Origin of the sequence: Paenibacillus sp. 1182 (assembly GCF_017833915.1) — a bacterium.
In the GTDB taxonomy this organism is placed as follows: domain Bacteria; phylum Bacillota; class Bacilli; order Paenibacillales; family Paenibacillaceae; genus Paenibacillus; species Paenibacillus polymyxa_D.
This window is the reverse complement of sequence record NZ_JAFICR010000013.1, coordinates 152,557-165,245: the sequence shown is the minus strand read 5'-3', so window position 1 is coordinate 165,245 and position 12,689 is coordinate 152,557. Positions and strand designations below refer to the sequence as shown.

General features: G+C 44.6%; 15 protein-coding genes. 2 read left to right on the top strand and 13 right to left on the bottom strand.

All coding sequences use genetic code 11. From position 1 onward, the window contains the following. The 10 genes from JOD82_RS23345 to JOD82_RS23300 form a co-directional block, all read right to left on the bottom strand. The gene (locus JOD82_RS23345) at positions 1-1,188 is read right to left on the bottom strand and encodes an HpcH/HpaI aldolase/citrate lyase family protein (protein WP_029517564.1); all 1,188 of its coding nucleotides are present in this window, start codon (positions 1,186-1,188) and stop codon (positions 1-3) included. 167 nt (positions 1,189-1,355) lie between these two features. Beyond that, positions 1,356-2,090: a TerC family protein gene (locus JOD82_RS23340; protein ID WP_029517565.1), complete on the bottom strand. Its 735-nt coding sequence runs from the start codon at positions 2,088-2,090 to the stop codon at positions 1,356-1,358. Between the two features lie 26 nt (positions 2,091-2,116). Continuing rightward, positions 2,117-3,385 carry a TerD family protein gene (locus JOD82_RS23335; RefSeq protein ID WP_029517566.1) on the bottom strand — a complete coding sequence of 423 codons (1,269 nt, stop codon included), beginning with the start codon at positions 3,383-3,385 and terminating at the stop codon, positions 2,117-2,119. A 224-nt stretch (positions 3,386-3,609) separates the two neighbouring features. Continuing rightward, complete coding sequence (locus JOD82_RS23330) at positions 3,610-4,191, bottom strand: TerD family protein (RefSeq protein ID WP_069012934.1); 582 nt, start codon at positions 4,189-4,191, stop codon at positions 3,610-3,612. 31 nt (positions 4,192-4,222) lie between these two features. After that, entirely contained in the window at positions 4,223-4,798 is a 576-nt protein-coding gene (locus JOD82_RS23325) for a TerD family protein (protein ID WP_013308970.1), read from the bottom strand. Positions 4,799-4,845: 47 nt separating this feature from the next. Then, entirely contained in the window at positions 4,846-5,439 is a 594-nt protein-coding gene (locus JOD82_RS23320) for a TerD family protein (RefSeq protein WP_069012933.1), read from the bottom strand. 28 nt (positions 5,440-5,467) lie between these two features. Continuing rightward, positions 5,468-5,914 carry a tellurite resistance TerB family protein gene (locus JOD82_RS23315; RefSeq protein ID WP_013369616.1) on the bottom strand — a complete coding sequence of 149 codons (447 nt, stop codon included), beginning with the start codon at positions 5,912-5,914 and terminating at the stop codon, positions 5,468-5,470. 273 nt (positions 5,915-6,187) lie between these two features. Further along, positions 6,188-7,135: an ATP-grasp domain-containing protein gene (locus tag JOD82_RS23310; RefSeq protein WP_209950005.1), complete on the bottom strand. Its 948-nt coding sequence runs from the start codon at positions 7,133-7,135 to the stop codon at positions 6,188-6,190. A 58-nt stretch (positions 7,136-7,193) separates the two neighbouring features. Further along, the gene (locus tag JOD82_RS23305; RefSeq protein WP_069012931.1) at positions 7,194-7,742 is read right to left on the bottom strand and encodes a YcxB family protein; all 549 of its coding nucleotides are present in this window, start codon (positions 7,740-7,742) and stop codon (positions 7,194-7,196) included. A gap of 305 nt (positions 7,743-8,047) precedes the next feature. Beyond that, positions 8,048-9,079, bottom strand: a complete 1,032-nt coding sequence (locus JOD82_RS23300; RefSeq protein WP_209950004.1) for a WXG100 family type VII secretion target — start codon at positions 9,077-9,079, stop codon at positions 8,048-8,050. Positions 9,080-9,277: 198 nt separating this feature from the next. Between JOD82_RS23300 and JOD82_RS23295 the strand changes: the two genes are divergently transcribed. Together JOD82_RS23295 and JOD82_RS23290 are read left to right on the top strand one after the other, a co-directional pair. After that, positions 9,278-10,060: a Cof-type HAD-IIB family hydrolase gene (locus JOD82_RS23295; RefSeq protein ID WP_029517570.1), complete on the top strand. Its 783-nt coding sequence runs from the start codon at positions 9,278-9,280 to the stop codon at positions 10,058-10,060. 89 nt (positions 10,061-10,149) lie between these two features. Further along, entirely contained in the window at positions 10,150-10,938 is a 789-nt protein-coding gene (locus JOD82_RS23290; RefSeq protein WP_039272492.1) for a formate/nitrite transporter family protein, read from the top strand. An 89-nt stretch (positions 10,939-11,027) separates the two neighbouring features. Here JOD82_RS23290 and JOD82_RS23285 read toward each other — a convergent pair whose 3' ends face one another. From JOD82_RS23285 to JOD82_RS23275, 3 genes are all read right to left on the bottom strand, one after another. Continuing rightward, complete coding sequence (locus JOD82_RS23285; RefSeq protein WP_209950003.1) at positions 11,028-11,273, bottom strand: HPr family phosphocarrier protein; 246 nt, start codon at positions 11,271-11,273, stop codon at positions 11,028-11,030. Positions 11,274-11,363: 90 nt separating this feature from the next. After that, positions 11,364-12,233, bottom strand: a complete 870-nt coding sequence (locus tag JOD82_RS23280) for a DL-endopeptidase inhibitor IseA family protein (RefSeq protein WP_209950002.1) — start codon at positions 12,231-12,233, stop codon at positions 11,364-11,366. Between the two features lie 111 nt (positions 12,234-12,344). Continuing rightward, complete coding sequence (locus JOD82_RS23275) at positions 12,345-12,578, bottom strand: hypothetical protein (RefSeq protein ID WP_039272563.1); 234 nt, start codon at positions 12,576-12,578, stop codon at positions 12,345-12,347. Between the last annotated feature and the right edge of the window lie 111 nt (positions 12,579-12,689).

Below are 12,689 nucleotides of genomic sequence, written 5' to 3'. Positions count from 1 at the left end.
TTAACGCTGAACTGCTCCAGGATTGGCAGCAGATGTGTTTTCGTGGTTGGGTAAGAGACTGACAAAATGTTGTTGTTCATGTAACACCCCGTATACTTTTGATCTATTGATAATTCGATGAGCCCAATTCAAATGCGGCTTAATTTCATTCATTTTGTTGGCATAGGTACTTTTGAATACACCCAGACTACCGTCGTTACGCTCAACAATTTCAAGTGCATCCATATACTCTTCATGTGTCACCGCATACATGGCCTGTACCGGCTTAATATGGGAGGGATGAATAATCGTTTTGCCGATAATCCCATTCTCTTTGTCCATCATGACTTCTCGGATCAGTCCGTCTACGGCATCTGAGATGAAGTCCATCCGCAAGTGTCGGCCCGGCTTCCCAAGTGCATCTTCGAAAGGAGATACTCTTAATTGAGGTTTAAAGACACGTTCTCGGTGAGAGAAATATTCCCATACAGGACCGGAAATGACGTAATTTGAGCCCACGCGTCCAAACAAGTTAATAATATCTGCGATGCAATCCCGAATGACGGCAATTTCATAAATCGTAATATCCGGGCTGCGTCTCAAGCCATACAGACTGGAAAAATCGGTTGCTCCAATGCGTACATTCAACACATATTCCTGGTACTCGTCTAAGATTTCTTTAATCGACAATAGCTCTTTCCAGCGGGTTTCCCGATAAATGATTTTGGAGCTTTCAAGAATCGGTAGCCCGTACAGCACAGGCATGTTGTTTTCGTTTCCTGCCCCTGTATGCATACTCCGGTTATATTCTGCAATGAGTGCAAAATACGCTCGTCCATTATCAGAAGAGAACTTGGGTAAGACAAAGCCCGTGAGCAGTGACAAAGATTCACCCAAACCGTTCAGTAGTCGTTCCAACTGCTCCACAGAGCGCACACGCACAAATAACAAAGGTAATTGCTGTTCACTCATCATCCCCGTCCGTACATAAGACAATAGTTGAAACAGCTGCTGCGCCAGCGATTGTTCCGCCTGCCCGACCTGCTGATCCCCTATCGCATCCTCCAAATCCAAAATGACCGTTGTTAACCCTTCATGTTTTCCATTTTTGATCTCTTCCGCTACTTCCGAGCGGGTCGCTGGCATGTACAAAGCCGCTCCTATCGCATAAGCCAATATACTTTTGGGAGAACGGTTATGAAACTCCAACGGTGGAGTATAAAAGATCGCTTCTACTTCCTCAGAGGTTAAATCATTAAAATATTTCAGGGCTCTTCCCCTCCTCTTGCTCTTTCTTGCCTGACTGAAGCCCTGTGCTCCGGGTATAAAAGAAATCCCCCCTTAGTTTCAGGAGGGATTTCGCTATACTTTGTACATTAAGCCTCTTTGTCGGCCTTTTTCTTTCTTTTCGCCGAGCTGATAACCATTGTGCCTACAAAGACAGCAATCAAAATGCCGAAAAATAAAATCTGCGACATATGAAAGCCAAAAGCAGCAGCCAGCATTTTACCCCCGATAATGGCGATCATAATAAAGGCTGTCTGTTCCAGTTCCGGAAATTTATCAATGAGCTTGAGGAACACTTGAGCAACGCCACGCATCATCAGAACGCCGAGAATACCACCCAGGAACAGAACCCATACTTTCTCGCTCACACCGAAAGCTGCAATGACGCTGTCAATACTGAAGGCAATATCCATCAGTTCGACCATTAATACCGTTTTCCAAAAAGAAGTAGGTTTGTTTTTCACTTCTCCATCACCTTCGGACTTGAATAAGCCCTTATAAGCGATATAGAGCAGATAAGCTGCACCCAGTACCTTAATCAGGGTGAACTTAATCAGGAATGTACCCAAGCCGATAGCCAGGAACCTGAATATATACGCACCCAAAATCCCGTAAAATAAGGCTCTCTTCTGTTGTTCCTTAGGTAAGTGTTTAACCATAACTGCGAGAACCAAGGCGTTATCCGCCGATAAAAGTCCTTCCAGCAAAATGAGAGTTCCTATAATCCCCCAACTCACTGGATCAGTAAGCGTACCTACAACATCACTCCATGAAAAGAAATGGCCGTAGTTTTCGCTGATATTTTTAAACAAATCATTCAACATGAAAAGAGTGCCTCCGATAATTCAATTTATTTGCTACCCTGCGACCAGCGCATGCCCCAGTTATAGGCCCGATCCAACTCACGATGACCGCCATAGAACTGCACGAGTCTTTCAATGCTAAACGTTTCATCGTTTACATTTTGGATCATGGCAATTGCACACATCCCTTTGCGATTGTCATGTTCATTCATGTGAACGATAATGTCCGGCCCATCCTTCTGGTACAGCGTGACTACCCCGTCCGCTTGTGACCAGTTCGTGACTCCTTCATAGATGAAGGTAAACACCAAAATTCGCTTAATTTCAGAAATTTTAGCACCGTTGATGCGAAGATTTTCCCCTGTTTTCACAGAGCCTGTTCGGTCGTCGCCATCCAGAGCAATGTACGGAAAGCGATTTAGAGAACCGAAAACTTCCCCGAGCGCCTGTACAACGCCTTTATCTCCATTCTTCATCTCATATAAGCAGCCCAGATCCAGATCGACACCCTTGGAGCCGCGATTAAAAAATCCCTTGCTTTGCTGCACCTGATTCCAGTTCAGATTGATCAGGATTTCACCCAATCCGCCTGAGCCCTTTTTCAGATTAATGGTGTCGCCCTTCTTCTTCAGCTCAATTTTCCGCAGATTCAGATTCACCGGTGTTGCAGATGGCTCTGGCTTCGGAGCAGGTGGTACTGGTGGCGGCGTTGGTGCTGGTCGAGGCGCTGGAGACGGAGGTGTAGGCACTGGCGTGGGCGGAGCCGGATTATTTTCCACTTCAATCCCAAAATTAACGCACAACGCATCCAATCCACCGGAAAAACCTGCGCCAATCGCGTTGAATTTCCATTCCCCGTTATGACGATACAGTTCACCAATAACAATCGCAGTTTCCACTGTAAATCCACTGTCCAAATTAAACCGCAAAACCTCTCCACTAACCGGATGAGCAAAACGAATGAACCCACCTTGAACCTGTCCAAAATTTTGCCGTTTCTGATCCGCATCATAAATCGTCAGCGTAAACGCAATCTTCTCGATGTTTGCAGGAATTCGCGTCAGATCAAGGGCAAATTGCTTTTTGTCACCGGACTGTTGTCCGTCTGAATAGGTGATAAAGGGCGTGGTCGGATTGTTATAAAAAATTAAATCCTCATCGCCCGATACTTTTCCTCCAGGACCTAGCAAAAATGCCGAAGTATCCAGCTCCAGAGACGCTGGGGACTCCCAGCCAATCCCTACGTTGACATGGGTCAGGCCCGGATTTGTTTTCGTCAAATCCGCCTTCTGTCCCTTTACTACGATAACAGCCATGATTGTGTCACCTTTCTGTCGGTTTGTCATGTGTCAGCGTACGCTAATGTAGCATTTTGGATCATTCGATTCCCAACGCACATAAGAACAATATAAAGACAAACTAAAGCGTTTCGATCTATATATTGCTGATTTGAAAATGCTCTTGGGATTTATGCAAAATGCTCAATGTAATAGCTTAAAAAGAAAGGGTAGCGCCCTATGGACACCACCCCAAGTGGATATTATTGAGCGTCCAAGCCATAGTTTTTAGCAAGCGCACCCAATCCACCAGCAAAGCCACTACCGATAGCCTGGAATTTCCAGTCTGCATTCTGACGGTAAAATTCACAGAATACGACGGCCGTTTCGGTGGAAAAATCTTCTCCCAAATCGTAGCGCAGCACTTCACGATCCGTTGCTGCATCTACCACACGCACAAAAGCATTGGACACTTGACCAAAGTTTTGCGCGCGTGCCTCGTAATCATAAATGGTAACCGTGATCCCGATACGATGGATGTTCGCAGGAATCTTCGAGAAATCAACGATGATTTGCTCGTCATCCCCATCGCCCTCACCTGTGCGGTTATCGCCTGTATGGGTAATCGATCCTGCTCCACCTGTCGGGTTGTTGTAAAATACAAAATCATCCGCAGCTTTGGCTTTGCCGTCTTCATAAAGTAGGAAAGCTGAAGCATCCAGGTCAAAGTCCGCGCCACCACTGTATTTATTCGTATCCCATCCAAGACCTACAACGACACGAGTCAAGCCAGGATTCGTTTTGGTCAGATCAATACGTTGTCCTTTGGAAAGGCTAATGGTCATTCCGCATACCTGCTTTCTTTGTATAGATTTTTTATGCCAAACCGTAATCGCGCGTCAATCCTGCAAGACCATCTTGATAGCCGCTACCAATGGCATTGAACTTCCATTCACCGCTATGACGATACAGTTCGCCTACAACAACGCCTGTTTCGATTGAGAAATCTTCTCCCAGATCAAAGCGGACCAATTCTTCATTGTTTGCTTCGTTTACGATACGAGCGTAAGCACGGGACACTTGTCCAAAGTTTTGGCTGCGTTCTTGTGCTTCATAGATTGTAATCGTAAAAGCGATCTTTTCAACGTTAGCTGGCACGCTACCCAGATCAATTTTAATTTGCTCGTCATCTCCGTCGCCATCACCTGTGCGGTTATCCCCTGTATGAACGACAGAGCCGTTCTCATTTTGTGGGTTATTAAAAAAGACAAAGTTCTTATCGGATTCTACTTTACCTTCCGCATTAGCCAAAAATACGGATACGTCCAGATCAAAATCTTTACCGCCATCGTATTTATTTGTGTCCCAACCGAGACCCACTGTGATTTTGGACAAACCTGGATTTGTTTTCGTCAAATCGATTTTTTGACCTTTGGATAAGTTAATTGCCATGAGTAAGAACCCCTTTTCACATTAAGTTTTGTATGAGCAACCTAAAATTACATATAACGCTGAGCCAGCACATCAATATGTACGGCATGGGTTCCTTCACCGATTGCAGCAAACTTCCATTCGTTGTTATGACGATAGAGTTCTCCACAGACCAGTGCGGTCAGCCCTTCATAATTATCAGATAAATTAAACGTCACCAGTTCCTTGGAATTAGCACCGTCCAGAATGCGGATATACGCTTTCTCGATCATGCCGAAGTCCTGTTTCCGGTTAACGCAATCATATATATTCACAACAACAAGCACTTTGTCGACATTGGCAGGAATACGTGCCAGGTCAATTTCAATTTGTTCATCATCGCCGTCACCTTGTCCGGTCAGGTTATCACCGGAATGCACGACAGAGCCACATGGACTTTTTTTATTGTGGAAACACACTACGTTATCTGACTGAGTCAGTTTTCCGTTGGCATCCAGCAAAATGGCAGAAGCGTCACAATCAATATTGGGTTGCTTCTTGAAGCCAAAAAATCCTTTGGACTGTACAGGGTCCCATCCCAATCCTGCTATAACCTTGGTCAGTCCTGTGTTTCCCTTGGTCAAATCAATTTTCTGGCCCTTGACCAGATTAATTACAGCCACTGATTAACACACCTCCCTTCCGTAAAATTTACAGACTAAATTCAGACGGATTCAAACCAAGCGCGCCGCAAATCTCAGCCACAATTCGCTGCTCATTGGCATCAAAGTCACCATCAGCTGCGCCAATAGCGCTACATACGCCAACGACGAGTCGGCCTACTTCTGGCTTACCTTTCAATTTACCAATCGCCTTCAGTGCTTCCTGTTTACCGATTTCAGGTGAAAACTCAAAGTTCGCTACATAGTGATTGAAACGGTTGATGACCTCACCCATATCAAACACTTTCAATTCTTCACTGATATTTATGTATCCGGCCATTTTTGTTTTCTCTTCCGGACTAATCGTACCGTCAGCAAATGCTACTAATGCACAGCCTGCAACAACAGCTTCCATAAAATCTTTATTCTTAAACTTCTTAACTTGGTCTCCAAGTCCTTTTTTAGTTGTATTCAACCAATTTTTAAATGTACTCATGTTTCCCTCCACAATTACGTATTTGGGTAAAGGTATCCTAGTTAATTTCTTCCTTTACTATAACCTGAATTACGATCTTTTTCTACAATAATATACAAAAATACGGTAAATCCGATCTATTTATTATTAGTATCCTCTCTATCTTTAGCCCTATTTTCTACATAAAAGGCCCTCTTCTATCATCCATCATTTGCTACCCCAATTGCAAGTCTGTGAAATGTCAAAATTGATAGAAAGGCACAGCCTTCCAATTCAACAGAAGCACTGTGCCTTTTACCATAATCCACGGTTCACCACCACTTTTTTTAAATTTGTATAGAACGCTTCAAGATCCGTGTGCTCAGGCAGTCCCGAAACTTGCCCATCTCCCAATTCTATAATAATCCATTGTCCTGCTTGTGTACGAGCAATATCCATTGTGAAAAATGGACTTTGGATTTGACGTGCAATCTGAATAAATTCATCCAGATCTGTAGGAACGGTCTCATATGCAGCCTCATCCCAGTAATTAACTGTAAAAACAGGCTCTCCGAACATGAAGAATAGACGATATTCTTTAGACAAGGGCATGCCACTTTTGGGGTGAAGGGTAAGAAATTCTAAAGGTACGAACTCCCTTAACACAACTCCTCCATTCAATTCTGTCCCCTGAAGTTCAACAAAACGACGAATCACCCGTTCCACATGCACCTGATCTGACGCATCCGGGATATAACAGGCGTCCAGCCAATCATGTTTCCGTGATTTAACGAAGTCCTTGACCATTATTGCTGTCGTTCCAAAAGGCATGACCGCCTCTCGAATATGCTCCGCATCCAATTGGTCCCGCTCCAGCCATACACTCCGAGGCGTAAAATTTTGAATTAACGAGTATGAATCGGGAAAATAGTGACAGTTCCTATAACTCTTAGCACTTGTCAGCATCCTGATTCGCTTTGCCTCCAAGGCTGCAGTCCAAGCACCATATACTTTGGGCCTTAACATCCATCCACGGTATAGCGCGTTCACGTACTCGCTTCCCTGATTAGCAACATACTCCCGCATATTCTTAGAAACAATATATGGGTTAGACCCTGATCCTTCCTGTTCATCCTCGATCAGATTATCGAAATTGACCAACCCTATATCAAAACCAAGACTCTGTGCAACCTCGCACTCTTCACGGTAATCCATATCTACACTTTTAGAATTTAGAGGATCGCTACAAAATAGAAGATACATATGAGTTCCTCCTTTTAACAAATGTATTAGCCTTTAATTTTATTTACCATAAATATAGTTATTTTCTATTTAATTTGCTCATTTTGTCTATAAATTTATAATCCCATCTCTCTGATCCGATCTGGGTTATCAACAGTTCTTTGAATTGTCGGCGCTCCAGTCTACTAGAAAAAATCCGCTTGGGGACCAATATAAATTTATGATTAGGCAGTAATATATAAAAGGCAGTCAGCGTATTAATGACCCCCTTTACTTCATCCCAGTTGTAACCCGCAGAGTACGTAAAATGAAGACCCTCCTTTGAAAACTCATAATCTTTTTCAATAGGCCATTGTGGGTGATTTAGGTAGTTAGCTTTCACTTCTTTAATAGTAAAGAAAGGAATAATTACAAAAACTAAGAATGGAAAGAAGAACATCGCTATCGTATTAGGATCTACTTCATTATCTACTATAAGCTTGTATGTAGCCATAATGACCAACAGAAACTGGATTGATGCCATCAACTTAAGCCCAGTAGACTTCTGATACTTCAAACAAAAATTAAATAACATGATATCTTTCAATGTTAGCCTGTACGTGTACAGTAATGTCTCTGATTGTTGCATATCGTAACTCCTCTCCCTACCCTCTCAAAACAACACGACTACTAATGGATGTTTTTTTCATTTACTATTTCTCCCTCTAAAACTAGTACTTTAATCTTTTTCGAATATTCAATTAAATTACCTTGGATATGTATTCTATCTATTTAATATATCGGAATTCAGAAAAAAATGGTAAACAAAAAACCCACAGACCTCTCCAGCTAGTGAGTTTACAGTTTCCACCTGCCGCTCACCTATTCCAGAAAAAAAGACTGTAGATTTTATGGGTACTCCTAAACACGTTATTATCGTTCACTGCTCAAGATCTAGTTATAATCTTCCCAATAGCGATACTCCATTTCATTCTCACCTTTGGTGACGATGATCATGTTCTCAATATGTCCAGTTTCTTTATTCGTTCGGTAGATCATGGTACGGGTTTCGCCCTCATCGGGTACAGAGAAAAGTACTTTGTCACTGAGCATGCCGCCACCAATGCCGACGACGTGTTCCCCCCAGCCGGAGGCTGCGCCAGTACCGATGCCCGAACCTCCCCCACTAACACCAGCCCCGCGCGACAAAATAAGACCTATTCCATATCCGGTGACGGTCTGGGCCGTTTTACCTAGAGCATGCTCTCCGGCTGATTGGGTATGCTTTTGGACCCAGTAATCGTATTTATCCGTATTTTGCTCATAACTCACAACATTCCCTTTTTTATCTATAGATATATCCGTTTTGCTTCCGTCTTTACCTGTCAGTTCAGTGACGGCGACAAGGGAATCGGATGTGATCTTGGAGGTCTCTCCTGTATTGTAATCTGTACGGGTAACGGAGTCCTCATATTGCAGCTGCAGGACATTCATCTGGTCGTGAATTTTCTGCATAACCTGCTTGTCGCCGATGGCCTCGGCGTTTTTCAGTAGTTCCTCATATTGATGATATTTAACCGCGTCTGCCTGCTCCCATTCGTCTATGTTTTTGGGCTGCTTGGCAATTTCACCACCATGATCTCCAGCCTCTCCACTGCCTGCCAGCGCTGCGCTAGCGCTCATTGCCGCAGCTAGGGCTGTCCAGAAGCCACGTGTGCTTTCACCATCCGCATTTCTAAATTTCGAAGCGATGCTTTTCAGCTCAATTTCAATGGATTGAACCTTATTTAATACAGAAGATAGTGTATATTTAGCCGTTCGATAGTCATTATAAAAACGATTCCTCTCCATACCATCCCACTGGTTGTGAAGGTAGTTCATTGTGCTATCCAGGCCATTTAACTGGTTATACAGTGTGCCGTGGGCATTGGCAAATTGGGAGGCCACGCTGTCCAGCTGCTCCGGTGTGACTTGGATTTTTGTCATGGTGATCACATCCCATCTATGAAATAGGAGATAGAAATTATATTTTACAGTAAGCCTTATTTCATATTGTAAGCTATAGAGGTCGGACATTCATGAGGATTTATACGTATTTGTGTATTCAGAAGCAGTTCCTTTGATATAATGAATCCATATGAGTTCATTTCGACAAATACATTATTGAAAGTCAGGTGTAGGGACATGTCAGACAAAAAAATTATCTTTTTCGATATCGACGGTACATTGCTGGACGATGACAAGAAAATGCCGTTAACGGCAGAAAAGGCCGTCTTTGCTTTGAAAGAGCTGGGACATGAGGTGGCCATTGCAACAGGACGTGCGCCTTTTATGTTCAAAGATATCCGCGAGCAGTTGGAAATTGACTCCTACGTCAGCTTTAATGGGCAATATGTCGTGCTCCGCGGGGAAGTGGTCGCTACCAATCCGTTGAACAGAGAAGCCTTGCAAACGATGACCGATCTGGCCCTCACACATAATCATGCCCTTGTATATATGGATCATATGGACATGAAGGCCAATATTCCTAACGATGAGCTTGTAGAGAAATCGGTCCAAACGCTTAAGGCCAAGATTTCAGTTGGATACGATCCGCTCTATTTCCAAGGAAGAGATATTTATCAGACGCTGTTGATGTGTACAGCAGAAGAAGAGCCTTTCTATGAAACGGTATTCAAGGCGTTTGACTTTGTGCGCTGGCATCCGAGTTCTGTGGACGTTGTTCCTCATGCTGGCTCCAAAGCGAAGGGTATTCGCGAAATTACGTCCAGACTGGGCATTGCCGCTGAAAATCAATACGCCTTTGGCGATGGCTTAAATGATGTGGAGATGCTGACAGCTATACATAACAGCGTCGCGATGGGCAACGGCTGTGATGAAGCCAAAGCCGCAGCTAAAATGGTCACAAAACGCGCAGATGAAGACGGTATTTTGTACGGACTGCAAAAGCTTGGTTTGTTAAGCTAACAGAATTGCTGATAGACTGGACATGTTTCGGGAAAAATAAAGTCTGTTTAAAGACTTACATATGAGAAAATAGGAGGTTGTCCTTAAATATGGAGACGGAAGGCTTACGCAATGTCGAACAGCTAGCCATGAAGAAGTACAAAATTTACAAGCAGAGCCTACTCCGGTATTTGGCACGTTCCATGCTGGCGAGTATGTTCATCGGGTTCGGCGTTATTGTAGCCTTCAAGACGGGCAACTTTTTTTACATGGAGCATTCTCCATTCACTTATCCCATGGCGGCGCTCACATTCGGAGCGGCTATCATTCTGATCGCTTACGGCGGCGGGGATTTGTTTACAGGTAACACCTTCTATTACACTTATGCTGCGCTCCGTAAAAAGCTACGCTGGGGACAGGTGCTTCGATTATGGGCTGCCAGCTATGGCGGTAATTTGCTGGGTGCGGGGGTATTTGCACTCCTTATTTACTTGACCGGGCTGTTTGACTCCTCCAGCGTGAACAGCTTTCTACTGAGCGTGGTTGAGCATAAAATGGAAGCGCCTGCAATGCAGCTATTCTTCCGAGCTATTTTGTGTAATTGGCTGGTCTGTCTTGCCTTTTTTGTTCCCATGTTTATGAAGGAAAATGGTGCAAAGATGTTTGCCATGATGCTGTTTGTGTTCTGCTTTTTCATTTCGGGATATGAACATAGTGTGGCTAATATGTGTACTTTCGCCATTGCGCTCGTGCTGGATCATCCGGGTACGGTTTCTGTCGCTGGTGTGATCCATAATCTCGTTCCGGTCACGCTCGGAAATCTGGTTGGCGGCGTGCTGCTTATGGGGGTTATGTACTATTCGGTGAATCTCCCGTTTTTAGACGAGGAAGAACACTAAAAAAAGAAGCCGTGGGACTTAGGTTCCACGGCTTCTTTGCGTTATTTTAGTAATAGATCATCCAGTGTTTACAAGTGCCTGCTTGCCTTTTATCCTTCTTGAGCAGGAAAATGGATAAACTCCTCCAACTCCTTGAACAACTTCTTGGGATTAACATTGTCAGGTACAACCAGAGTTAGCGGCTCATCCAGCTTCAGCACGTACATGCCTAAAATGGATTTGGCATCTGCCATGCCGCTTTTGCCATGAATCCAGATGTCATACGTAAAATTGGATACGATTTGATTGATTTTTTCAATATCCTTAACGTCTTTTACCTTGATGGGTGTCATCATTGCACAGCACTCCCCTGCATTGAATTGGGGCTTACGAAACAAGCCTTAACATCACTTTACCCCATATGAAGCCTGTTGCAAAATCTTAATTTAGAAAATGACATGCGGCGCAGAGCTGATTTTCCAGTAGCTGCCGACCTTTTCAAAATTCACGGTGATTTTCTCATTCGCCTGCTTGGTTTCTGCCGGATAAGGCACGGTCAGCAGGTAGCTGCGCTTCACCGGAGTCATGGTTACCATTTTCGCCGTAGCCCGGTTGAACTCTAACAAATTGCCACCATCTGCGTTCAACTGAGCTAATCTGCCATTAACTTCGACGAAAAATTTACCGACAAATTGCTCACTCGCCTGCTTTGTGTAGGCCTGCGTCAGATAGCTGATCAATTTGGTCTTTGTACCGATGTCCTCGGACAGATAGCGGTAGCTTTTACCGTTCAACTGGAACGACTTACCCACCGGGCTGCCACCACTGATTGCATATTGATAACGAGACTGCGCCTCCAACACAAGCGGAACCGCACTCTCGTGGTTCAGCTTGTCCAGTTGCGTCGGTTTCACGTTGGTAGCCGCTGCTGCTGGCGCTGAAGTGGACGGCTGTTGCGGCTTAGACGGCTTCACAGTCGAAGGTACGATCGGAGCAGCCGCGGGTGCTACCGATGTAGATGGACGCTGTGCTGGTGCAGACGGAGCTACTGGTGTAGCGGCTTTGGCAGAACCTGCGGCTGCAGCCGGGGGCGAGCTTGCTGGAGCCGACGGCGCTTGCGCCGGGGCTGGAGTCGTAGCCGGTGCAGACGCTGCTGGTGCTGGCACCTGACCCGGGGCGGATGCGGCCGGACTGGCAACGCTCGGTTGCGTCGCTTCCGCTGGAGCGGTCACAGCGGGCGCGGCAGCGGCGGCCTGTGCCACGCTCATAAGTGTGGCCGCAATGCATAGTGCGGATAGCTTCGTATTTAATTTCATACTTATATACACCTCCATAATCATATGTCTGCATAAACTGCAGACATTTCTATTATAAGAATTTCGCTTCTCGATTGGGTTGCTAAATTGTTTCTATTTGCCTTTTTTTGTTCATTCTGCACGAAGTTTGTCCGTATTTGCCGGGGACGGTTGCTCTGACTGTTTCACTTGCTTTGCCTCCATCTCTTCCAAAGATAGCGACAGTTGCTTAACAGATCGGTCCAGCTCCTCTAATCTGCGGCTCAAAGTGACGAGGATGTATTTTAACAGAATCAGACTTAATGCAGCAGGGAATCCGACATTAGTTACGAGCTCGATCATACCTTCAGTCGTTAAAGAACTCACAGATTCCGCCTCCTTTTTCATACATATATTCCACCGATAAGAACTAATGTTCCCATTTTTATGGAAAGCATACGTTATCTCTTGGGCTCTCATGACAAAAAGAGCTCCAAT